The following is a 20,425-nucleotide window of genomic DNA, read 5'->3' on the forward strand; positions in this document are numbered from 1 at the left end:
AAATACTTCTTTACAGCGAGTCCCCAAAGGACCACCATATTTCGTAGGGGTTGAGGCAGAGCAGCCAAGCCCTAGGAAAGACACCCAGCCCATGTGGGAGTCTTGGGATTTAACCACCAAGACCGCGCGGGGCTGCCGACCTGAGGGGTTTGGGGCTATGTCGCACGCTGAAGAATATTTCGATATCGAGGATCTGCATCCCATCGACATCGTCGAGACGCTCGCCGCGCATCACGCGTGGGATTTCGACCGGATCGCCGATGACCAGATCGCCATGGCGATCGAAGGCCAATGGCGCACCTATTCGATCACGCTGGCCTGGTCCGCCTATGACGAGACGTTGCGGATGATCTGCACCTTCGACATGGAGCCGCCCGAAGGCACCGCGCCGAAGCTCTACGAGGCGCTCAACCTTGTGAACGACCGCTGTTGGGCCGGGGCCTTCACCTACTGGGAATCGCAAAAGCTGATGGTCTACCGCTACGGGTTGGTGCTGGCGGGCGAACAGCTGGCCTCGGCTGATCAGATCGCCTGCATGGTGGAAACCGCCGTCATCGCCTCCGAGCGGTACTACCCGGCGTTCCAACTGACACTCTGGTCCGACAACACGCCCGAACAGGCGATGAGCGTCGCGATTGCCGAAGGCTACGGTCGCGCCTAGGGGCGCAACCTTAACGCTGAGGGCTACGGCCGCGCCTTAAGGCGCAACCCGCCCCCACCGAGCAGCTGCGAGGAGCGTCCGCCCCAAAGGGGCGAGAGCGAGGAGGGGCCGAAGAACCGCCCCGCCAAAGCCGAACAGATCGGCAACACCTCCCAACCGAAAACGCCGCCCGCCTCTTCCCCTCCCGCCCCCACACTGCCACTTTATCCACTGCGGAAGACGCAGCCGCTAGAGCCTTGGGGGGCCTTCGATGGATATGACGCAGGTGAACAGCCGCGGGTTGGTCTTGCTGGGATGCGGCAAGATGGGCTCGGCGATGTTGCAAGGCTGGTTGGCAGAAGGCCTGTCGCCCGGCGCCGTCTATATCATCGACCCAAACCCCTCAGACTGGCTGCAATCTACCGGCGTGTCGATCAACGGCGATCTGCCCGCAGATCCCGCCGTCCTGATGATCGCCGTGAAGCCCCAGATGATGCAAGAGGCGCTGCCCCAGGTCGAAGGCTTCGGCGGCGGTGGCACGCTGATCCTGTCGGTCGCCGCTGGCACGCCGATCCAAACCTATGAGCAAGCCTTTGGCCCCGGCACCCGGGTGGTGCGCTCCATGCCCAACACGCCCGCCGCCGTCGGCAAGGCGATCACCGCGATTGTCGGCAATGCCGAGGCGACCGAGGCGGATCTTGATCTGGCCGAGGGGATGCTTCTGGCGATTGGCCAGGTCGTGCGCCTGACAAGCGAGGCGCAGATCGATGCGGTCACGGGGATCTCCGGCTCGGGCCCCGCCTACATCTTCTACATGATTGACGCGCTTGCCGCTGCCGCCCGCGCCGAGGGGCTGCCGGAGGACATGGCGATGCACCTGGCCAAAGCCACCGTTGCGGGCGCGGGCGCGCTGGCGGAACAGGCCTCCGAGACGCCAGAGCAGCTGCGCATCAATGTGACGTCGCCCAATGGCACGACCCAGGCGGGGCTGGAGGTCTTGATGGGCGAGGGCGGGCTCGCGCCCCTGATGCGCCGGACCGTCGCCGCCGCCACCCACCGTTCGCGAGAGTTGCGCAAGTAACCCCAGCCGCCGGAGATACTCCATGTCCGAGATTACCTTCGACGATTTCATGGCCGTCGACATCCGCGTCGGCACGATCACCCGCGCCGAAGACTTCCCCGAGGCGCGCAAACGCGCGATCAAGCTATGGGTCGATTTCGGGCCTGAGATTGGCGAAAAGAAATCCTCGGCCCAGATCACCGCGCATTACGCGCCCGAAAGCCTTGTCGGCAAGCAGGTAATGGGCGTCGTCAATTTTCCGCCGCGCCAGATTGGGCCGGTGCGCTCGGAAGTGTTGATCCTCGGGCTACATGATCCCGACGGCGGCATCGTTCTGGTCGCCCCCGATCAATCTGTGCCGAATGGAGAGCGCCTATGCTAAGCCTTCTGATATCTCGCCGGTTGCCCGACAGCGTCATGGCAGCGGCAGAGGCACGCTTCGATGTCACCTGCCGCACCACGACGCAGCCGATGGACCACGCAGAATGCGTCGCGGCCCTGCAGGATTACGACCTGGTGTTGCCGTCCCTGGGCGATGCCTTCACCGCCAGCGCCTTCGACGACGCGGGCAAACCTCGGGCCAAGGTGCTGGCGAATTTCGGGGTCGGCTACAACCACATCGACGTGGACGCGGCGCAAGCGGCGGGGGTCGTGGTGTCGAATACACCCGGTGCCGTGACCGACGCGACGGCGGACATCGCGCTGATGCTGATGCTGATGACCGCCCGGCGCGCCGGAGAGGGCGAGCGCATGGTGCGCGCGGGCACATGGGACGGCTGGCACCCAGTGCAGATGCTGGGTATGCATTTTTCCGGCAAAACGGTCTGTGTCATCGGCATGGGCCGCATCGGGCAAGCGATTGCACGGCGCTGCCACTTCGGGTTCGGCTGCCGGATCGTCTACGTGAACCGCTCCGCCAAGAAGATGGATTTCCCGGCGGAACAATTGCCGTTGGAGACCGCTCTGGCGGGAGCAGACGTCGTGGTTCTGGCAACCCCGGGCGGGGCGGAGACGCACCATCTGATGGGATCGGATCAGTTCGCGGCGATGAAACGCTCGGCGATCTTCGTCAATATCTCGCGCGGGGACGTGGTGGACGAGGCGGCGCTGGTTGCGGCGCTGACCGTCGGTCGGATCGCCGGGGCGGGCCTTGATGTCTATGAGTTCGAGCCGCTGGTGCCCGATGAATTGAAGGCGATGGAAAACGTGACGCTGCTGCCGCATCTGGGCACGGCGGCCCTGGAAGTCCGCGAGGATATGGGGCGTATGGCTTTGGATAATGTCATCGCTGTGGCCGAGGGGCGGGCGCCGCCCAACGCGGTCTAGGGGAACATCTCAGCCCCTCCTCGCTATCTCCCCTTCGGCGCGAACGCTCCTCGCAGCGGTCGTTTGGGGCGCGGGCAGGCGAAGACCCCTGGCCAGTTGGTCAAGGTACGCGGTCTCTGCCGCATTGGGCGCCTCGCCGATGACGGCGGCTGAGATGTCAAACACCTCCTGCGTGAAGGCTTTATCGTTGCGTGGCACGCGTTTGAGGAATGCCTTCAACGTCGGCGGATCCTCCAACTGTGCGGTGAGATGGGCACGCAGGTCGGCGGGGGCATCCTCGGGCAGGTCGGAAAGGATCGCGGCGCGCTCAGCCTCGGTCAGGGCGTCATCGGCATGGGCGGCCAGCGCCGCGGCGGTCAGACGCAGCTCGGTCTTGAAGACCTCATAGTAGCCCAGTGCGTGCTGACGGGTCTGGGCCAGCGCCGCGCCAACACCCCCCGCAAGCGCGACCGTGCGCCCGGGCTCGGCGATGAGGCGGAAGATGGCGCGCCCCTGCTGCGCGCTTTCCAACGTCTGATTACCGCCGCGAAAAGCGCGCTTTGTCTGGGGGCAGGCGTCGGCGTCAGGCTTGGGCATGTCGAAGGTGGACCATTGATCCGCGACGCCCATCGCCTCCAAGTCCCGCCGCTCTTGGCGGCCTTGGAAGAAGCCTTGGACGTTGGTGATGAGATAGCTGAAAGGGTTGGACATGGGCCAAACATGGCGCGGTTCTGGGAAGGGCGGTAGTGCGGGATTCCACCAGAGCTATCGCAACCCATCTGTCGGTCCTATTGGTCTGGGCAGGTGCGGCGCGGGCGAAGGAATAGGATACCGGATGTCCGCCCCCTCCTCGCTATCGCCCCTTCGGAGCGCGCGCTCCTCGCAGCGGTCTCAGGTGGGCAGGGAGTGGGTCATCTGGGTTGATCTGGAAAACCCGAAGAGCCAGCGGAAGGGGAAGATGTCTTCCTCCTTTTGGGCGACGAAGCCCCGGCGCTCGTAGAGCGCTTTGGCCCGGGGGTTGGTGTCGATCACGTCGAGGCGCACGCGGGTGCAGCCTTGGGCGCGAGCCTCCGACACAATGCCTTCCAGCAACCGGGTGCCGATGCCAAGGCCACGGGCCTCAGGCGTTACAGCGATCCCGTCCATCAGGAGGGTGCCGGTTTCGACCTTGCGTTCCAGCAGTGACAAAAGCGGCGCGCGCCAGAGGGTGCCGGGCAGGCCATAGACGCGGTTCAGGTCCTTGAGACCACCGCCGACAAAGGCGCCGCCCGCGGTCTTGAACCCGGCGATGCCGACGAGCTGGCCCCGTACAGTGCAAATACTAAGGCAGTGGGTCGGGTCCAGAACCGGTTCCAGAAAGGCCAGCGCACGCGCCTCGGGGCCCATCAGCTTGGAGAGTTTGCTGCCGAAGGCCTGCCAGAACAGGACGGCGGCGGCGGCACGTTGATCTTGGGGGAAGCCCTTTTGGGCAGGCATAAGGTCCATGCCACCGATATAGGAACGCGGCGCGCGTGCCAAAAGGCCTCAGGCCGGCGTATCCCCCACGGCTTCACGGAAATGCCTTCGACACAGGCTGATGTAGCGGTCGTTGCCGCCGACCTCGATCTGGGCGCCTTCGGCGACGGCTTTCCCCTCGGCGTCCACGCGGATCACCATATTGGCCTTCTTGCCGCAGTGGCAGATCGTGCGGACCTCTCGCATCTCATCCGCGAGCGCCAGGAGCGCGGCAGAGCCGGGGAACAGCTCGCCCCGGAAATCCACCCGCAGCCCGTAGGTCATTACCGGCACGCCCAGATCATCGACGGCGCGGGCCAATTGCCAGACCTGCTCGCGGGTCATCCACTGGGCCTCATCGACCAGCACGCAGGCGCAGGGGCCCTCCGCCAAACGTGCCTCGATCTTGGCGTAGAGATCGTCGGTCTGGGTGTAGGTATCGGCCTCGGCCTCGATCCCGATGCGGCTGCCGATCTTGCCCATGCCTGCGCGGTCATCGAAGTTGGCGGTCAGCAGATAGGTCTGCATCCCGCGCTCGATGTAATTGTAGGAGGCTTGCAACAGCAGGGTCGATTTGCCCGCATTCATGGTGGAGTAGTTGAAATAAAGCTTGGCCATGGCCCTTGGTTTGGCCCAATAGAACAGCGCTGGCAAGGCGTTGACGGAGCCGTGCAAAGCGGTTTTGCTGGCGCAACCTAAAGGGACGATTGCGATGAGTACGGACGGGACCACGGCGCGCGGCTACCTCAAGCGCCACACAGAGCGGCTGATCAAGGACGTAGGCTATGCGGCGGCCTGCGAGTTGACGGGACGCTCCAAGGCGACGCTGGGGCGCTATTTCTCGGAAGCCGATGAACATGCGGACCGGTTCATGCCCGTGGATGCCGTGGCGGCCCTGGAGGCGGCGTCAAGCTTCCCCCATGTGACGGCGGCGCTGGCCGAGTTGAACGGCGGTCAGATGTCCTACGGCTCTGACAAACGCAACGCAGTGCGCGGTGACAATCAGGGCAGCGTGAACACCAACGTCATTGCGCTGAGCCAAAAGTTCGCTGTGCTGATGGCGGAATATCACCAGTCGATCGAAGACGGGGTGATCTCGGTCAATGAAACGCGGCGGCTTCTGGAAGAAACCCTGGAACTTCAGAAGGTTCTGGTGGAGATGAAACTGCGGCTGGAGGCCGACAGCCGCAGCTAGGACGCGTGCGACCGGGTGGATAAGGCCTGGAACAACAGCTGATAATCCAGCGGCTTGGCCCGATCCAGGGTGCCGTTTTCCACGTCTTCCGCCGACCAGATCAGCGATTCCGCCGGGTCGTGCAGCATCGCCCATTTGCCGAACAACCGCTCGGCAATCGGCCCGTCGGACCGCAGGACAATCTCGACATGGCGGTCGTCCTTGCGGATCCGCATGTAGGTTGCCTGGATCGTCGACTGGGGACCTTCAAGATACTGCATGAACACATCGCGCCGACAGATCAGCGCCCCTGTCACGTCGTCGCGAAGGTTGGCGTCGCGCGCGTCCAGCAGAATACCGTTGAGGTCGGCGGGATCGTAACCGAAGGGCACAGAGGTGTAGATCAGGTGGGAGAGGCGCGGCATGGGGCAGACTCCGACTGGGATGGGCTGACCCTACGCCTGCGAGGCGGGGATGTCTTGTTGCAAATTCAAAGGGCTCTGTCCGGGGGTATCGCGCGGCCCTTGCGGCGCGCGTCAGGCGGTCTTCTCCAGGATCACCGACCCAACCGAATAGCCCGCCCCGAAGGAACAGATCAGCCCGGTGTCGCCGGGGGTCATGTCATTGGAATATTTGGCAAATGCGATGATTGACCCGGCGGAGGAGGTATTGGCGTAATCCTGCAGAATATTGGGCTGTTCGCCCGGCTCCGGCACCCGGCCCAGGACCTTTTTGCCGATGTAGTCGTTCATCGTCTTGTTGGCCTGATGCAGCCACAGGCGCTTCAGATCAGCCGCCGTGACGCCGGTGTCCGCCATATGCTCGGCGATATGTTTGGAGACCAGGGGCAGCACTTCCTTGAACACCTTGCGGCCGTTTTGCATGAACAGCATGTCGCGGCGGTCGTCCATGTGGCCGTCCCGCGTGCGGCGCAGGAAGCCGTTGTTGTTGCGGATGTTGTTGGAGAATTGCGTGGCGCAGCGGGTGGATTTGATCAGGAATTTCTCGCCGCTCGCCAGATCCGCGCGCTCGATCAGGACGGCGGTGGCGACGTCGCCGAAGATGAAATGGCAATCCCGGTCGCGCCATTCCAGGTGGGCCGAGCAGATCTCGGGGTTCACCACCAAAGCCCGTTTGATGGAGCCGGAACGCACCATGTCGGCCGCCGCCTGAATGCCGAAGGTGGCCGAGGAACAGGCGACATTCATATCAAACGCAAACCCGCCGGTTCCCAGAAGCTCTTGAATTTCAATGGCAATCGCGGGGTAGGCGCGCTCATGGTTCGACGCGGCACAAATCACCGCATCCACATCCGCTGCCGCCACGCCCGCCATCTCAAGCGCCTTCTGGCAGGCGTCCACGCCCATCTCGGCCATGAAACCGGGTTGGTCCATGCCGCGCTCCGGCAACCAGGGGTGCATCACCTCGGGATCCAGAAGGCCCGATTTATCCAGGACATAGCGGCTTTCGATGCCAGAGGCCGCGACGATGAACTCGGACGACGAATGGGCCATCGCCTGCGCGTCGCCCGCGTCGATGGCGGCTGCATTCTCGGCGTTCCAGCGGTCGGCATAGGCGTTGAAGGCCACGACCAACTCGTCGTTGGAAATGCTGAGGGCAGGGGTGAAAACCCCTGATCCGGTAATGGCTGGTTCAAACATGCGGCTCTCCCGGTGCGCGGTGCGGTTTCTTGCGCGCGAAAGGGCGTGGCCGTCAAGGGAATGCTGGACATGAACTCGCGTCCGGGCGAGCCTAGGATGATGGAGCAGATAAGTCTTTCGTCCGTCTTAATCGACCGCAACATCGACCCTTCGGCGACAAAGCTATACCGCCATTCATACGGAGTGTCCGAGGTTTGGGAACAAGGAGCGACCGCTTTCCTGCTGTTTTCTTCTCTGCAGAGCGTAGGGGTCTTTGGGCCGAAGCTACGTTTTCTTGCGCACTTCTTGCCTGAACAAACTAAGAGCGGTCGCCATGCTGCGCGGTTCTTGGGCGTGACCCAAATTCTTTCAGAACCTCGTCTTTACGACGGACTCACGCCGCCGCTGAAAGAAATTGCGGCGGTGGATCCATTCCTTGATATGTCCAAGGCACCTCAAATCGTTGAACAAAAGTGGCAACCCGCTCCTGAAGATGACCCGTTAAGCGAGGTACTACTGATCGACATGGGCACACCGCGGAGGCCGATTTGGGCAGAGCGGAACATATCCGTACTGGCCGGTGCGCCAGAGGCCGCAGATGCCATATCCCTTGGATACGTCGAAAGCCGCAGCTTACGCCTTCATATCGGCTTCGAGCGTCGTGCTATGCCAGCTGAATTGGTTAAGGCGGCGCGCGGATTTACCTGCGAGGGATGCGATCTGGATGCCGAAACGCGATACGGTAAGCGCCTCGCGTCTCGTGTAATTGAAGCACATCATCGACGCCCAATTGCTGAGCTTTCGGAAGGCACCCGACGGGTGTCAGTCGATGATTTCTTTGTTCTCTGCGCCACATGCCATCGGCTCATACACGGCCTGCCAGACGTGAGCGACCTCCAAGCGTTGCGCGACGCTGTCGCCGGTAAGTTTCGCCCGGCCGACTAACCAGTCGTGTGGCAGACCGCTTCGATATTGTTGCCGTCAAGGTCGCGCACGAAGGCACCGTAGTAGTCGGGGTGGTAGTGGGGGCGCAGGCCGGGTGCGCCGTTGTCGGTGCCGCCTGCTTCCAGTGCGGCGGTGTAGAACGCGTCGACCTGGGCGCGGGTTTGGGCGGCAAAGGCGAAATGCACGGGCGGGGTCTGCGCGCCCCCTTCGTTGATCCAGAATCGCGGGCGGTCCTGGCCAAAGCCGCCGACAGCCTCGCCGCCGGTATGCTCGGGCGGGACTGTGAAAAGGTAGCTGAAGCCGAGCGGCGCGAGGGCCGCGGTATAGAACGCCTTCGCCGCCTCGAAATCCGAGACGCTGAGGCCGGAATGGTCAATCATGGCGCCAACTTACCTGTGCTGGTCGATCAGGATGACGTTGCCATCGGGATCGCGGGTGACAAAGCTGCCGGGGCCGCTAGCCTCGCCCTGTTCCTGCTCCACCGAATAGCCCGCCGCCGCGACCGCGTCCTTGATCGCGCGAACGTCGTCGAAGTCATCCAGGTTCTCGGCGTTCTGGTTCCAGCCGGGATTGAAGGTCAACAAATTGCCCTCGAACATGCCCTGGAACAGCCCCACCAACGCGTCGCCGTTCTTCATGATCAGGAAGCCGTGCTCGGGATCGCCGCCCATTTGGCTGAACCCCAAGGTCTCATAGAAAGCCTTCGATTTCGCCAGATCCTGGACCGCGAGAGAGATGGAGAATGCACCGAGTTTCATGGGAAAACCTCCGTTGATTGGTGCGCAGGGTAGGCCAAAAGCGGATCTGCGCAAAGAAAAACCGGCGGCAGGGAGGGCCCCGCCGCCGGCTCTGGTCAGTGCTGGCGGGTTAGGCTGCGAAGCCGAGCTTATGGACGTGGATCTCGAAGATCGGGTGCGTTTCCGCGCCCACCACGTTGTCGGTCGCATGGCGGTAGATCGAGCGCCAGAAGGGCTGGATCACCACCCCTTCGTCGATCATGATCTGCTGGATCTGCGCCATCACCTCGGACCGCTGGGTTGCATCCGCGATGGCGGAGGCATCGGCCAGGAGGCTGTCAAATTCCTCATTGGCAAAGGCCGTCTCGTTCCAGGCCGCCCCCGAGGTATAGGCCAGCTGCAGGTTCTGGACACCTAGGGGACGGTGGCCCCAATCGGTTGAGCTGAAAGGATAATTCGCCCAATCGTTCCAGAAGGTGGAGCCCGGAATGACCGTCCGCGTGACGCTGAAACCGGCATCGCGCAGCTGTGCGGCCAGCGCGTCCGTCGTCGGGCGACGCCAGCTGTCGTCGATGGAAATCAACTCGTGCTCAAAATCGCTGGCACCGGCTTCTTCCATCAACGCTTGCGCCGCTGCCACGTCTTGGACGGCGGGGCCGATATCGGCATATTCGGGGTGAATCGGGCAGACGTGGTGGTTTTCGGCCACCGTGCCCAGACCGTTCACACCCAACTCCATCAGCACCCTATTGTCCGTGGCCAGGGCCAGCGCGCGGCGCACGCGCACGTCGTCGTAGGGCGGGTTGAGCTGGTTGGTGCGCAGCACTAGGGAGTTGGCCGAGATCGCCTCGGATTTCGCCCATCCGATGGCGTCCATGATGTCGATGAAATCGCCAAGCGTCTCGTAGAGCATGTCGATCTCACCGGCCTCAGCGGCGGCGATATGGGCGGCCTGGTCCTGGCCCAGATCGATGTATTCGATCCGGTCGAGGAACGCGCCGGTGCCCTCGCCCCACCAGGTGTGATCGGTGTTCCGCTCAACCACGGCAGAGACGCCGACTTCGATGGACACCAGCCGGTAAGGCCCTGTTCCCACGGTATTATCCGACGGGTTGCCCGAGAAGCCGTTTTGCACGATGGCCGCCGCATAGTCAGACATGGTGGGCAGAATGGTGATGTCCGGGCGGGACAGGTTGAGGCGCACGGTATGGTCGTCCACCACCTCGATCGCGCCTTCGCGCGCCGCGTCCCCTTCCATGAGCGAGGCCATGCGGGAGGCCATTGAGTTGCCCTCCATCGAGGCATCGCACCAGCGGGTGAAGTTGTAGGCCACATCCGCCGATGTGAAGGGCGTACCGTCGTTCCACTGCACGCCCTGGCGCAGGTTCAGCACGTATTGCGTAGCGTCTTCGTTGACCTCCCACGAGGTCAGCAGACGCGGCTCGAACACGCCGTCGGCGTTGTATTGCACCAGGTATTCCAGCCACCCGCGCGAGACATTGGCCATCTGCGGCCAATCGTAAGTGGGCGGATCTTTCAGCGCGCGCACGTCCTGCTGGATGCGCAGCGTGCCGCCGGGGGCGATGTGGCCATCGGCGCGCGCCGGTGTCGCGCCGATCAGCGCGTAGGCACCGGCGGCGGTCACACCAAGCGCGGTTGCGCGGGTCAGGAACTCGCGCCGGTCCATGGTGCTGTCCGCCACTTCCTGGGCATAGGCGCGGGCGGCGGGGTGAATGTCGTGGGCATTGTAAAGCGTCACGGTTGTGATCTCCCTGTTGGACCTTTTGCTGAGACGGCGCCGCATGGTCCATTTGCGACATCATCGATTAAAAGCGACATCCCCACCCGGAGCAACTGCCAATCCCCATAACAATGAGGCCAACACCAACTCGTGTTAGGCCAACCGGGGTGCTGCGCGGTTGACTTGGGGGCCGGAATGGCCACCTTGAGCGCAAAGACAAAAAGGTTGAGCAGCATGGCCTCCGCACCCCCGCCCCCCACGCCCTTTGCCCGGTTCGAGTTCCTCATCGCCTGGCGCTATCTGCGCGCGCGGCGCAGCGATGGCGGCGTGTCGGCGATGACCTGGATCAGCTTCATCGGCATCACGCTGGCCGTGATGGCGCTGATCGCGACGCTCGCCGTGCGCGCGGGGTTCCGACACGAGTTTGTCGGCATCATCCTGGGCGCGAACCCGCACGTCGCGGTCTACGACATCGCGGAGTTGAACGACGCGGGCCGGTTGGAGCGCACGCTGGAGGATTACGCCGAGGTCGCCGCCGCCGTGCGCGCGGTGGAAGGCGTGGAACAGGCCGCCGCCGTGATCCGGGGGCAGGTGCTGTCGAGCTACCGGGGGCGCAATTCCGCCGTTGAAGTGACGGGGATTTCGCCCGAGGATCTGGCCGCCGTGCCCTTGGTGGCCGATCCCGAATGGCAGCAGGGGCGCCTCAGCGATTTTGGCGTCGAGACAGAGTTCATGCCGGATATGGAAGGCGCGTTGCCCGTGCCGGGCGGGCCGGGGATTGCCATCGGGTCAGGCGTGGCGCGCGAATTGGGGGCCAGCGTGGGCGACAGGATCCGGTTGATCTCGCCCGATGGGGCGCGGACGCCGTTCGGCACCTCGCCGCGGGTCAGCACTTACGAGGTTGTCTATATCTTCCAGGTGGGCCGCTGGGACATCGACCGCACGCGGGTCTATTTGCCGTTTGAAGAGGCGCAGACCTACTTCAACCGCGACGGCGTGGCCGACGAAGTGCAGGTGACGGTGCGCAATCCGGAAGAGATCTCGCAATACGTGCTGCCCCTGCTGCAGGCCGGCGGCGACGTGCAGATCTGGACCTGGGAGGATTCGTCTGGCGCCTACCTGAGGGCGTTGCAGATGGAGGACAACATCATGTTCATCATCCTGTCGATCCTGGTGCTGATCGCGACGATGAACATCGTTTCGGGCCTGATCATGCTGGTGAAAAACAAGTCGCGCGACATCGGGATTTTACGGACGGTGGGGCTTTCGGAGGGGAGCATCCTGCGGGTCTTTTTCATCTGCGGCTCGGCCATTGGCGTGGCGGGGACCCTGGCGGGCGTGGCACTTGGCTGCGCCTTCGCGATCTGGATCGATCCGATTTTCAGCTTCGTGAATTACCTGGCGGGCGGCGGTGTCTGGGACCCGTCGGTGCGGATGATCTCGGCGCTTCCGGCGCGGCTGGAGGGCGGCGACGTGTTGACCGCCGTGGCCCTATCGTTGGGGCTGTCGTTTGTCGTGACGATCTTCCCGGCGCGGCGCGCAGCGCGGATGAATCCGGTGGAGGCGCTGCGTTATGAGTGACGTGACATCCCCCGGGGCAGAGCCCGCCCCCGCGCTGGTCCTTGAGGGCATCGAGAAGTCCTACAACCCCGGCAAACCCAATGAGATCAACGTGCTGCGCGGCGCCTCGGCCCGGATTGAGCGCGGAGAGATCGTGGGCCTGATCGCGCCCTCGGGCGCGGGCAAGTCCACGCTGCTGCAGATCGCGGGGCTGCTCGACACAGCCGATGCGGGCAAGGTGGAGATCGGCGGGGAGGTGGTGACGGGCGCGTCAGATCGCGCGCGCACCACGGCACGGCGCGCGAAGGTGGGGTTTGTCTACCAGTTCCACCATCTGCTGCCCGAATTCTCGGCCGTAGAGAACATCGTGCTGCCGCAGCTGGCCCACGGCGTGAGCGCTGCGGACGCCGAGGCCCGCGCGCTGGATCTTCTCGGGCGCGTCGGCATGGGTGCGCGCGCCACCCACCGGCCCGGAGAGCTGTCGGGCGGAGAGCAGCAGCGCGTCGCCTTTTGCCGCGCCCTGGCCAATGCCCCCGCGCTGATGCTGGCCGATGAGCCGACGGGAAACCTGGACCCGACGACATCAGATACGGTGTTCGATGTGCTGATGGACCTGGTGCGCGGCACCGGGTTGTCGGCTTTGATCGCGACCCACAACCATGAGCTGGCCGCAAGAATGGACCGGGTGTTGCGGTTGGATGAGGGCGTTCTCATTCCGGCTTAGCGGAATTCTTTTGTTTGGTGGGAGGGCCCGCCCTCCCACCCCTATTGGGGGCTCTGCCCCCTTGCCCCCCGGGATATTTGGAGAACGGGGAATGGGGGAGTTGCCCGGAGCCCTGGGACGGGCGGCGGGGGAGCGTGTTGCTGGAGAGGGTGCTCGGCGTGGTGATGACCTGGGAGGCGGTCGCGTCACGGTAGGTAAGCGGCGCCGCTTGAGTACGGCAGCAGAGGCCCCTCCGGCGTCACCCGGAAGGCAGATCGATGCGCAAAGGTCTGGTCCGTGCCACCTGCGCCCAATGAGGGGGCGGTCTGGGGCGGCGTGGACCTGTGCCGGTGCTTGTGCCCGTGGCCTTGGGGCCACGCGCGGTGATAGCTATCGGGGAGAGTGTATAGCGCGGCTTTGGGGGGTGTTGCGTATTTGGGCGATGGTGCGCGCGGTGCCCTGAGGGCGCTGTCAGCCTACCGCTTTTTCGAAGAGGGTCAGGATCGCCTGAAGCGTTGGCGCGCGGCGATCCTCGGATTCCATCAAAACCTCGTGTTCGCCGCCCTCGATGCTGAGGTAGCTGCCGCGCGGCCAGCTGGCCATGCGGGTCTTGATGGCGTCGATGTCGACCACGCGCTCTCCGGTGCCGACGACCGAGAGGGTGGGCAGATCAAGCGGCGCCATGTCCATCAGCTCGGAGGTCTCGGCGAGGGCGGCTTTGACCCAGGTGACCGAGGGGCCGCCGAGGGCAAGTTCGGGGTGTTCGCCGGTCTGGCGCGACATGTAGTCGAACTGGTCGCGGTCGGTGGTCAGCGTGTTGTTCTCAAACGTCAGCGGCGCCCAGGGGCCTGTCGTGGGTGCGAAGGTCTTGCCGAAGCCGAGCGGTCCGGCGAGGGTCATCATCAGCGGAGAGAAGGTCTTGAGCAGCGGCGCCATTTGCAGGCCCCACATCGGGCCGGTGAAGGCCGCCGCCACGACGGGCAGGCCATCGTAAAGCGCGCGCAGGCCGATGCAGCCGCCCATGGAATGGCCGATGAGGAACCACGGTTTGGGCAGGTTCATCGGCTCCATCGCCGCGAGGAAGGCGGCGACATCCTGGCGGTATTCATCGAAGCTGAGCACATGGCCCATATCGCGCCGGTGCGCGGGCCGGTCGGCCAGGCCCTGGCCGCGCCAGTCAAACGCGACCATGCCGTAGCCATGGGCCGCGAAGTCACTGGCAACACGGCCATATTTCTCGACATATTCCGTGCGACCCGGGAACATCAGCACCGTGCCCTTGGCGCCGTTCGGCCACACGGCCATGCGCAGGCGCGTGCCGTCCTGGGCGCGGACCCAGGTGGCCGCCACATTCGACGGCCCCTCGGCCACCTCTGCAAAAAACGGCGCAGGCTCGGTGATGTCTGCCGTCATGAGCATCAGCTGAGTGCGGACCCAAGCTTCATCGCGGTGCCCATATCGCCGTCCACCGACAGCTTGCCGGACATGAACGCCGACGTGGGGTTCAGATCGCCTGCCATGATTTCCTGGAAGACGTCGGCGTCGGCCGTCATCGTCACCTCGGCGGTGTCATCGTCGCCCGCGGCGCGCACGCCGGTGCCGTCCACGATCACGGCGCCTTCGCCTTCGATCACGAATTTGGCCGAGCCGTCGAAGTCCGCCCCGGCCATCTTTTCGGTTAACGCCGTGACGGCGGCGTCGATAACGTCATTGCTCATGAATTCTGATCCCCTTGTTATGCCGTATCCCTGCACGATCTCGTCTTCTTGATCTAGTATCTGCCGCAAGGAATGCTACGTTTTGACCATGACGATTCACAAAGCCATCATCAACGCTCTCCTCGCGGCAGTCTTGTGCGGGATTCCCGTAGTTGCATTCGCGCAATCGACCGTCGACGACTTCCTGGATCGCCTGGCCGACCCCGAATTGCGCAATTGGGACGTGGTGGAAGCCGATATTTACCAACGCTGGCAGATCTCGGGCTCGGCGACGGCGGATTACCTGTTGCGCCGCGGGTTGGCGGCACTTGAGGACGAGGATTTTGAGGCCGCCTACGATCATCTTACCGCCTTGACCGATCATGCGCCGGATTTCGCCGAAGGCTGGAACGCGCGGGCCACGCTGTTTTTCGAGCAGCAGATGTTTGGCCCCGCGATTGCCGATATCCAGCGGGTCCTGGCCCTGGAGCCGCGCCATTTCGGGGCGCTGACGGGCCTGGGCGTGATGTTGCAGGACATGGGAAACACCGATGGCGCGCTGGCAGCGTTTGAAGCCGCCCACGCGATCCACCCCAATCAACCCGACATTCAGCGGCTTCTTGACGGGCTGCGCGTGGAGCTTGAGGGCGAGGCGCTTTAAGCCGCACTCGGGAGGTGCCCCATGGACGGACGGCGTCCCCCCACCCGCGTGGCGGCCATTCTTGGCCCCACGAACACGGGTAAGACCCATTACGCGATTGAACGGATGCTGGCGCATCGCACCGGTGTCATCGGCCTGCCGCTGCGCCTTCTGGCGCGCGAGGTTTACGACAAGGTCGTGGCGCTGAAGGGCCCCTCGATCGTGGCGCTGGTCACCGGGGAAGAGCGGATCGTGCCGCCGCGCGCCGCCTATTGGGTCTGCACCGTGGAGGCGATGCCAACCTCGCTGGGGGCGGATTTTCTGGCCGTGGATGAGATCCAGCTGTGTGCCGACCCCGAGCGGGGCCATGTTTTCACCGACCGTCTGCTGCGCGCCCGCGGGTTGCACGAGACGCTGTTCATGGGCTCGGGCACGATGCGCAATGCCATCGCGGAATTGGTCCCGCAGTGTGAATTCATGCATCGGGAACGTTTTTCACAGCTTGTGTATGCAGGATCGAAAAAGACAAGCCGGATGCCTGGAAGGTCCGCAATCGTGGGGTTTTCGGTTGAAAACCTCTATGCGACGGCGGAATTGTTGCGGCGCCAGAAGGGCGGCGCGGCGGTGGTGATGGGGGCTTTGTCACCGCGGACGCGCAATGCTCAGGTGGAGCTGTACCAGAACGGCGACGTGGATGTGTTGGTGGCGACGGACGCCATCGGGATGGGCCTGAATCTCGACATCAAGCATGTCGCCTTCAGCGGTCTGCGCAAGTTCGACGGCCGCAAGATGCGCGATCTTTGGCCCAATGAACTGGCGCAGATCGCGGGCCGGGCGGGGCGGCACACGCAGGACGGCAGCTTCGGGGTGACAGGCGAGGCGCCGCCGCTGGATGAAGGGCTCGCCGACGCGATCATGAACCATCGCTTCGCGCCGGTGCGCAAACTGATGTGGCGCAATTCAGACCTGGAGTTCGGCAGCGCCGAACGGCTCGTCGCCTCCCTTGAGGAACGCACTGACGATGAATGGCTGACCCGCGCGCGCGAGGCCGATGATGTCCAGGCGCTGAAAGCGCTGATCGCGCGGCCCGAGATCGCGGACCGATTGGGCGACGCGCGCGCTGTGAAATTGCTCTGGGATGTCTGCAACATCCCCGATTTTCGCGGCATCAGCCACGCCGAACACGCCGAGCTTCTGGGCAAGATCTTTGGCTTCCTCCATGAAATCCGGCGCGTCCCCGACGATTGGCTCGCCCGTCAGGTCAAACGCATTGACCGCGCCGAGGGCGACATCGACACGCTGTCCAAGCGGCTGGCCTATATCCGCACCTGGACCTATGTCGCGCAGCGCACGGGATGGGTCGATGACGAAAGCCATTGGCGCGGGGCGACGCGTGCCGTAGAAGACCGCCTGTCAGATGCGCTACACCAGGCGCTGACGTTAAGATTTGTCGATCGGCGGACGAGCGTGCTCCTCCGGCGATTGAAGCAGAGGGAGAGCCTTGTGGCCGAAGTGAACGAGAACGGGGAAGTCAGCGTCGAGGGCCAGGTGCTTGGCCGGATCGAGGGCTTTCGTTTCCGCATGGATGAGACCGCCAGCGCCGATGAGGCGAAGACGCTGCAATCTGCGGCCATGGCGGCGCTGCGGCCCGAGTTCCACCTGCGCGCGGATCGCATGTATAATGCGCCCGACACCGAGTTCGACCTGACAGAACAGGGCGGGTTGATGTGGGGCGACATGGCCGTGGGCAAGCTGGTGAAGGGCGCGGAAGCGCTCAAGCCCGTGGCCGAGGCGTTTGTTGATGAGGACGCGGGCGCCGAGGTGGTCCAGAAGGTGCAGCGCCGCTTGCAGCATTTCATTGACCGCCGCGTCGCCGCCCAGTTCGAGCCGCTTCTGGCCATGTCCCGCGATGAGGCTGTGACCGGCCTGGCGCGCGGCGTCGCCTTCCAGCTTCTGGAAGGCTTCGGCATCGTGCCCCGCGCCGAGATTGCCGATGACATCAAGGCCTTGGACCAGGAAGCGCGCGGGCTTCTGCGCAAGCACGGCGTGCGTTTCGGCCAGTACACGATCTTCCTGCCGCTGCTGCTGAAGCCCGCGCCGACGCGCCTGCGTCTGGTTCTTTGGGGCTTGGCCCAGGATTTCGACACCTTCCCCGACAGCCCGCCGCCGGGCCTCGTCACCATCCCTTGCGATCCTCAGGCCCCCGCCGGCCATGCCACGATGGCGGGCTACCGCGAAGCCGGAACCCGCGCGATCCGCGTGGATATGCTGGAACGCCTCGCCGATATGCTGCGCAATGAGAACAGCCGCGCCGGGTTTGAGGCCAATCCTGATATGCTCTCGATCTCGGGCCTGACCCTGGAGCAATTCGCCGATCTCATGGGCGGTTTGGGCTACAAGGGCGAGCGCGCGGAGCGCGCCAAGGTGAAAGCCGCGCCAGCGGCGCCCGCATCCGAGGCGGCAGCCGAGGATGCTACCAGCAGCGCCGTCGAGGCGACAGCCGAGGCCGCGGCCCCCGCTGAGGAGGCGCCAGCCGAGGAAGCCGCAACGGATGTGTCGGCGGAAACCCCAGCGGAGGCCGCGAGCGAAGCGAGCGCCCCTGAGGCTGAGACTGAGGCTGAGGCTGCGCCAGAGGCGCCCGCGGAAATGGAAGTCTACTACACCTTCACCTGGGCCCCCCGGGGCCGGGGCAATGCGCGGCCGCGTCGGCCTGAGGGTGAAACCAATCGCCGGTCGGAGGGTGAGCAGGGCAAACGCTCTGAGAAGGGCGGCAAGCGTCCCTCGGGCAAAGGCGCGCCCGGCAAGCATCGCGGCCAGGGCAAGGGCGGCAACCGCCCGGCCCGGCCCGGTCAAGGAAACGACAAGCCCAAGACCTATTCCGCTCGGCCCGAGAAAAGCACCAAGGTCGACCCCGACAACCCCTTCGCGGTCCTTGCGGCCCTGAAAGACAAGTCATAGCGGACGAGGCCCACTCCCCTCCGGCGCCCAAGGCGCGCCTGGATAAATGGCTGTGGCAGGCTCGGTTCTTCAAGACCCGCAGCCTCGCCGCCCGTCAGGTGTCTGACGGCCACGTCCGCGTGAACGCCGCCAAAGTAACCAAGACCGCCACCCAGATCAGCGCGGGCGACGTGCTGACCTTCGCCCAGGGCCGCCAGATTCGCGTGATCAGGATCGAGGCGCTGGCCAAACGTCGCGGCCCCGCGACGGAGGCGCAAACCCTCTACACCGATCTTACGCCCGAGGCAGAGCCGACAGCCCCGCGCGTCGGCCCCCGGCCCACCAAGAAAGACCGCCGCGACATGGAGGCGTTCCGCGATGACGACGTTTAAACGGGCCTGACCGGCGCGGCATGTCCCTGCCATCTTGGCAAAGTGTCAAGTTTACCTTACATCTTCAAACAACCCCGTGAAGTGGCATCCCGCCGCGTTGCATCCCCCGAACCGCTGCCGTAGCAGACCGCAGATAAACGCTTGCTCTAAACGCCGAAAGCCCGCCCATGACCTACATCGTGAACGATGCCTGCATCGCCTGCAAATACACCGATTGCGTTGAAGTTTGCCCGGTGGATTGCTTCTACGAGGGGGAGAATATGCTCGTGATCCACCCCGACGAATGCATCGACTGCGGCGTGTGCGAACCCGAATGCCCCGCCGATGCGATCCGCCCCGACACCGAGCCGGATATGGACAAATGGGTGGAGTTCAACCGCAAGTATTCCGAGATGTGGCCGGTGATCATCACCAAGAAGGACCCGCTGCCCACCGCCGATGAGATGGACGGTAAACCGGGCAAGATGGAACTGTTCTCGGAGGCCGCGGGCGAGGGGGGATAACCCCCCGATTCGCCTCTGTTTTACGATGGGTGAGGGGTGCTGACCCAGTCGGCCACCCCCGCGAACCCCTCAATTTTTAAGGGCTTTCTTAACGCTGCGGTGCGGCGCGCTTCCAAAAGGGGGCGATTCGTGCTATGGTCTCAACCAATGAGAAGACGTGTCTGACACTTTTGGGGGCGCATAGGCCCGCCGTTTCTCCAAACGGAACCCGCATCCACTGACGGAAAACGCGCCCGCGTCTTCCGCCAGAATTTTTGACGACTACCGCCGCCCGATGGGGCATTGAGTAAGGAATATCGCATGACAAAAGCCCGTAAAACGCTCGACTTCAGCCCCAACGATTTCGTCGTCTACCCCGCCCACGGCGTGGGTCGGATCATCAAGATCGAAGAGCAGGAAGTCGCGGGGCTTAATCTGGAGCTGTTCGTGATCTCGTTCGAGAAGGACAAGATGACATTGCGCGTCCCGACCAACAAGGCGACCGAAGTGGGCATGCGCCCGCTAAGTGATCCGGCGGTCGTGTCCAAAGCGCTGGACACCCTCAAGGGCAAGGCCCGCGTGAAGCGCGCGATGTGGTCGCGCCGCGCCCAGGAATACGAGCAGAAGATCAACTCCGGCGATCTGATCGCGATTGCCGAGGTCGTGCGCGACCTGCACCGCGCCGATGATCAGCGCGAGCAATCCTATTCCGAGCGTCAGCTGTATGAAGCCGCGCTGGAGCGTCTGACCCGCGAATTGGCCGTGGTCAAAGGCATTGATGAGGCGGGCGCCGGCGCCCAACTGGTCGAGGTCCTGTCCAAGCGCGTCGCGGCAGCCTGACCGCTGAAGGGACGGGCGGAACCCCGCTCAGATCAGCGCTATGGAAATCCTGACCTGTCGCGGCCTCGCGGCAGGTTTTTTATTGTGCTAAGCCTGTGTTAGGGAAACGTGGACGCCATTACCCCTGAGCCAGGACGGCTCAAGTCTTGAAAGGAAGACCCCTTATGAAAAAAGTTATCGCCCCCGTGCTGCTGGTCGCAGCTACTGCCATCACCGCATGTCAGCCGCTGTCGCCCCAGGACCGTTCCAACCTTGGTCTCGTCGGCGGTGCCGGTGCCGGCCTGCTGGTCGCCAGCGCATTTGACGCCAACCCGACCTGGACCGTTCTGTCGACCGTCGCCGGTGCCGCCATCGGCACGCAGGTCGCGCGCAACACCCAGACCGGCCAATGCGCCTACTCGCTGGGCAACGGCACCTATGAAGTGCGCCCCTGCTAAA

General features: G+C 64.1%; 24 protein-coding genes. 14 read left to right on the top strand and 10 right to left on the bottom strand.

The annotated features are described in order from the left end of the window. The first annotated feature begins 157 nt into the window (after window positions 1-157). The 4 genes from AC6I9R_RS06735 (at window position 158) to AC6I9R_RS06750 (ending at window position 3,026) form a co-directional block, all read left to right on the top strand. Window positions 158-661, top strand: a complete 504-nt coding sequence (locus tag AC6I9R_RS06735; protein ID WP_461428057.1) for a type III secretion system chaperone family protein — start codon at window positions 158-160, stop codon at window positions 659-661. Window positions 662-911: 250 nt separating this feature from the next. Beyond that, window positions 912-1,721, top strand: coding sequence for a pyrroline-5-carboxylate reductase (gene proC / locus AC6I9R_RS06740; RefSeq protein WP_461428058.1), 810 nt, complete (start codon window positions 912-914; stop codon window positions 1,719-1,721). Between the two features lie 22 nt (window positions 1,722-1,743). Beyond that, a complete protein-coding gene (locus AC6I9R_RS06745; RefSeq protein WP_461428059.1) occupies window positions 1,744-2,082 on the top strand; it encodes a tRNA-binding protein in 339 nt (112 codons plus the stop codon). Further along, a complete protein-coding gene (locus tag AC6I9R_RS06750; protein ID WP_461428060.1) occupies window positions 2,076-3,026 on the top strand; it encodes a 2-hydroxyacid dehydrogenase in 951 nt (316 codons plus the stop codon). The genes AC6I9R_RS06745 and AC6I9R_RS06750 overlap by 7 nt, the downstream gene beginning before the upstream one ends. Window positions 3,027-3,035: 9 nt before the next feature. On the opposite strand, the gene AC6I9R_RS06755 is transcribed toward AC6I9R_RS06750, so the two are convergent. From AC6I9R_RS06755 to AC6I9R_RS06765, 3 genes are all read right to left on the bottom strand, one after another. Beyond that, complete coding sequence (locus AC6I9R_RS06755) at window positions 3,036-3,716, bottom strand: DUF533 domain-containing protein (protein WP_461428061.1); 681 nt, start codon at window positions 3,714-3,716, stop codon at window positions 3,036-3,038. A gap of 180 nt (window positions 3,717-3,896) precedes the next feature. Continuing rightward, complete coding sequence (locus tag AC6I9R_RS06760; RefSeq protein ID WP_461428062.1) at window positions 3,897-4,490, bottom strand: GNAT family N-acetyltransferase; 594 nt, start codon at window positions 4,488-4,490, stop codon at window positions 3,897-3,899. 39 nt (window positions 4,491-4,529) lie between these two features. After that, complete coding sequence (locus tag AC6I9R_RS06765; RefSeq protein WP_461428063.1) at window positions 4,530-5,117, bottom strand: thymidine kinase; 588 nt, start codon at window positions 5,115-5,117, stop codon at window positions 4,530-4,532. A gap of 94 nt (window positions 5,118-5,211) precedes the next feature. On the opposite strand from AC6I9R_RS06765, the gene AC6I9R_RS06770 reads away from it, so the two are divergent. Continuing rightward, on the top strand, window positions 5,212-5,694 hold the full coding sequence (locus AC6I9R_RS06770) for a hypothetical protein (protein WP_461428064.1): 483 nt from the start codon (window positions 5,212-5,214) through the stop codon (window positions 5,692-5,694). Here the strand turns inward: AC6I9R_RS06770 and AC6I9R_RS06775 are convergent. After that, window positions 5,691-6,098 carry a BLUF domain-containing protein gene (locus tag AC6I9R_RS06775; RefSeq protein ID WP_461428065.1) on the bottom strand — a complete coding sequence of 136 codons (408 nt, stop codon included), beginning with the start codon at window positions 6,096-6,098 and terminating at the stop codon, window positions 5,691-5,693. The two genes, AC6I9R_RS06770 and AC6I9R_RS06775, sit on opposite strands and share 4 nt — an antisense overlap. A gap of 111 nt (window positions 6,099-6,209) precedes the next feature. Next, on the bottom strand, window positions 6,210-7,334 hold the full coding sequence (locus AC6I9R_RS06780) for a beta-ketoacyl-ACP synthase III (RefSeq protein ID WP_461428066.1): 1,125 nt from the start codon (window positions 7,332-7,334) through the stop codon (window positions 6,210-6,212). A 60-nt stretch (window positions 7,335-7,394) separates the two neighbouring features. On the opposite strand from AC6I9R_RS06780, the gene AC6I9R_RS06785 reads away from it, so the two are divergent. Further along, complete coding sequence (locus AC6I9R_RS06785) at window positions 7,395-8,258, top strand: HNH endonuclease signature motif containing protein (RefSeq protein ID WP_497863079.1); 864 nt, start codon at window positions 7,395-7,397, stop codon at window positions 8,256-8,258. On the opposite strand, the gene AC6I9R_RS06790 is transcribed toward AC6I9R_RS06785, so the two are convergent. From AC6I9R_RS06790 to AC6I9R_RS06800, 3 genes are all read right to left on the bottom strand, one after another. Then, window positions 8,255-8,638: a VOC family protein gene (locus tag AC6I9R_RS06790; RefSeq protein WP_461428068.1), complete on the bottom strand. Its 384-nt coding sequence runs from the start codon at window positions 8,636-8,638 to the stop codon at window positions 8,255-8,257. The genes AC6I9R_RS06785 and AC6I9R_RS06790 overlap by 4 nt on opposite strands. A gap of 9 nt (window positions 8,639-8,647) precedes the next feature. Further along, window positions 8,648-9,016: a VOC family protein gene (locus AC6I9R_RS06795; protein ID WP_461428069.1), complete on the bottom strand. Its 369-nt coding sequence runs from the start codon at window positions 9,014-9,016 to the stop codon at window positions 8,648-8,650. A 109-nt stretch (window positions 9,017-9,125) separates the two neighbouring features. Next, the gene (locus AC6I9R_RS06800) at window positions 9,126-10,682 is read right to left on the bottom strand and encodes an ABC transporter substrate-binding protein (RefSeq protein WP_461428187.1); all 1,557 of its coding nucleotides are present in this window, start codon (window positions 10,680-10,682) and stop codon (window positions 9,126-9,128) included. A gap of 288 nt (window positions 10,683-10,970) precedes the next feature. Between AC6I9R_RS06800 and AC6I9R_RS06805 the strand changes: the two genes are divergently transcribed. Then, window positions 10,971-12,317, top strand: coding sequence for an ABC transporter permease (locus AC6I9R_RS06805; RefSeq protein WP_461428070.1), 1,347 nt, complete (start codon window positions 10,971-10,973; stop codon window positions 12,315-12,317). Further along, window positions 12,310-13,020, top strand: coding sequence for an ABC transporter ATP-binding protein (locus tag AC6I9R_RS06810; RefSeq protein WP_461428071.1), 711 nt, complete (start codon window positions 12,310-12,312; stop codon window positions 13,018-13,020). The genes AC6I9R_RS06805 and AC6I9R_RS06810 overlap by 8 nt, the downstream gene beginning before the upstream one ends. A gap of 450 nt (window positions 13,021-13,470) precedes the next feature. Here the strand turns inward: AC6I9R_RS06810 and AC6I9R_RS06815 are convergent, their stop codons facing one another. Together AC6I9R_RS06815 and AC6I9R_RS06820 are read right to left on the bottom strand one after the other, a co-directional pair. Continuing rightward, complete coding sequence (locus tag AC6I9R_RS06815) at window positions 13,471-14,418, bottom strand: alpha/beta fold hydrolase (RefSeq protein ID WP_461428072.1); 948 nt, start codon at window positions 14,416-14,418, stop codon at window positions 13,471-13,473. Continuing rightward, window positions 14,418-14,717: an SCP2 sterol-binding domain-containing protein gene (locus tag AC6I9R_RS06820; RefSeq protein WP_461428073.1), complete on the bottom strand. Its 300-nt coding sequence runs from the start codon at window positions 14,715-14,717 to the stop codon at window positions 14,418-14,420. Before AC6I9R_RS06820 ends, AC6I9R_RS06815 begins: the two co-directional genes overlap by 1 nt. A gap of 88 nt (window positions 14,718-14,805) precedes the next feature. Here AC6I9R_RS06820 and AC6I9R_RS06825 point away from each other — a divergent pair, with 88 nt between their 5' ends. The 6 genes from AC6I9R_RS06825 to AC6I9R_RS06850 all read left to right on the top strand — a co-directional run bounded on the left by AC6I9R_RS06825 (window position 14,806) and on the right by AC6I9R_RS06850 (window position 20,424). Next, window positions 14,806-15,357: a tetratricopeptide repeat protein gene (locus AC6I9R_RS06825; protein ID WP_461428074.1), complete on the top strand. Its 552-nt coding sequence runs from the start codon at window positions 14,806-14,808 to the stop codon at window positions 15,355-15,357. A gap of 21 nt (window positions 15,358-15,378) precedes the next feature. After that, the gene (locus tag AC6I9R_RS06830) at window positions 15,379-18,294 is read left to right on the top strand and encodes a helicase-related protein (protein ID WP_461428075.1); all 2,916 of its coding nucleotides are present in this window, start codon (window positions 15,379-15,381) and stop codon (window positions 18,292-18,294) included. Window positions 18,295-18,332: 38 nt separating this feature from the next. Then, window positions 18,333-18,665: an RNA-binding S4 domain-containing protein gene (locus AC6I9R_RS06835; RefSeq protein WP_461428188.1), complete on the top strand. Its 333-nt coding sequence runs from the start codon at window positions 18,333-18,335 to the stop codon at window positions 18,663-18,665. 167 nt (window positions 18,666-18,832) lie between these two features. Then, the gene (fdxA, locus tag AC6I9R_RS06840; RefSeq protein WP_461428076.1) at window positions 18,833-19,168 is read left to right on the top strand and encodes a ferredoxin FdxA; all 336 of its coding nucleotides are present in this window, start codon (window positions 18,833-18,835) and stop codon (window positions 19,166-19,168) included. 300 nt (window positions 19,169-19,468) lie between these two features. Next, complete coding sequence (locus AC6I9R_RS06845) at window positions 19,469-19,987, top strand: CarD family transcriptional regulator (RefSeq protein ID WP_461428077.1); 519 nt, start codon at window positions 19,469-19,471, stop codon at window positions 19,985-19,987. A 164-nt stretch (window positions 19,988-20,151) separates the two neighbouring features. Next, a complete protein-coding gene (locus tag AC6I9R_RS06850; RefSeq protein ID WP_461428078.1) occupies window positions 20,152-20,424 on the top strand; it encodes a glycine zipper 2TM domain-containing protein in 273 nt (90 codons plus the stop codon). The last annotated feature ends 1 nt before the right edge of the window (window position 20,425 follow it).

It is taken from the genome of Gymnodinialimonas sp. (assembly GCF_059726805.1).

Coding starts and splice junctions, on each gene's coding strand:
- AC6I9R_RS06790 (WP_461428068.1), bottom strand. CDS start 8,638: ATGATTGACCATTCCGGCCTCAGCGTCTCGGATTTCGAGGCGGCGAAG.
- AC6I9R_RS06800 (WP_461428187.1), bottom strand. CDS start 10,682: ATGGACCGGCGCGAGTTCCTGACCCGCGCAACCGCGCTTGGTGTGACC.
- AC6I9R_RS06850 (WP_461428078.1), top strand. CDS start 20,152: ATGAAAAAAGTTATCGCCCCCGTGCTGCTGGTCGCAGCTACTGCCATC.
- AC6I9R_RS06845 (WP_461428077.1), top strand. CDS start 19,469: ATGACAAAAGCCCGTAAAACGCTCGACTTCAGCCCCAACGATTTCGTC.
- AC6I9R_RS06815 (WP_461428072.1), bottom strand. CDS start 14,418: ATGCTCATGACGGCAGACATCACCGAGCCTGCGCCGTTTTTTGCAGAG.
- fdxA (WP_461428076.1), top strand. CDS start 18,833: ATGACCTACATCGTGAACGATGCCTGCATCGCCTGCAAATACACCGAT.
- AC6I9R_RS06775 (WP_461428065.1), bottom strand. CDS start 6,098: ATGCCGCGCCTCTCCCACCTGATCTACACCTCTGTGCCCTTCGGTTAC.
- AC6I9R_RS06745 (WP_461428059.1), top strand. CDS start 1,744: ATGTCCGAGATTACCTTCGACGATTTCATGGCCGTCGACATCCGCGTC.
- AC6I9R_RS06820 (WP_461428073.1), bottom strand. CDS start 14,717: ATGAGCAATGACGTTATCGACGCCGCCGTCACGGCGTTAACCGAAAAG.
- AC6I9R_RS06780 (WP_461428066.1), bottom strand. CDS start 7,334: ATGTTTGAACCAGCCATTACCGGATCAGGGGTTTTCACCCCTGCCCTC.
- AC6I9R_RS06760 (WP_461428062.1), bottom strand. CDS start 4,490: ATGGACCTTATGCCTGCCCAAAAGGGCTTCCCCCAAGATCAACGTGCC.
- AC6I9R_RS06825 (WP_461428074.1), top strand. CDS start 14,806: ATGACGATTCACAAAGCCATCATCAACGCTCTCCTCGCGGCAGTCTTG.
- AC6I9R_RS06750 (WP_461428060.1), top strand. CDS start 2,076: ATGCTAAGCCTTCTGATATCTCGCCGGTTGCCCGACAGCGTCATGGCA.
- proC (WP_461428058.1), top strand. CDS start 912: ATGGATATGACGCAGGTGAACAGCCGCGGGTTGGTCTTGCTGGGATGC.
- AC6I9R_RS06735 (WP_461428057.1), top strand. CDS start 158: ATGTCGCACGCTGAAGAATATTTCGATATCGAGGATCTGCATCCCATC.
- AC6I9R_RS06765 (WP_461428063.1), bottom strand. CDS start 5,117: ATGGCCAAGCTTTATTTCAACTACTCCACCATGAATGCGGGCAAATCG.
- AC6I9R_RS06830 (WP_461428075.1), top strand. CDS start 15,379: ATGGACGGACGGCGTCCCCCCACCCGCGTGGCGGCCATTCTTGGCCCC.
- AC6I9R_RS06810 (WP_461428071.1), top strand. CDS start 12,310: ATGAGTGACGTGACATCCCCCGGGGCAGAGCCCGCCCCCGCGCTGGTC.
- AC6I9R_RS06755 (WP_461428061.1), bottom strand. CDS start 3,716: ATGTCCAACCCTTTCAGCTATCTCATCACCAACGTCCAAGGCTTCTTC.
- AC6I9R_RS06785 (WP_497863079.1), top strand. CDS start 7,395: ATGCTGGACATGAACTCGCGTCCGGGCGAGCCTAGGATGATGGAGCAG.
- AC6I9R_RS06805 (WP_461428070.1), top strand. CDS start 10,971: ATGGCCTCCGCACCCCCGCCCCCCACGCCCTTTGCCCGGTTCGAGTTC.
- AC6I9R_RS06795 (WP_461428069.1), bottom strand. CDS start 9,016: ATGAAACTCGGTGCATTCTCCATCTCTCTCGCGGTCCAGGATCTGGCG.
- AC6I9R_RS06770 (WP_461428064.1), top strand. CDS start 5,212: ATGAGTACGGACGGGACCACGGCGCGCGGCTACCTCAAGCGCCACACA.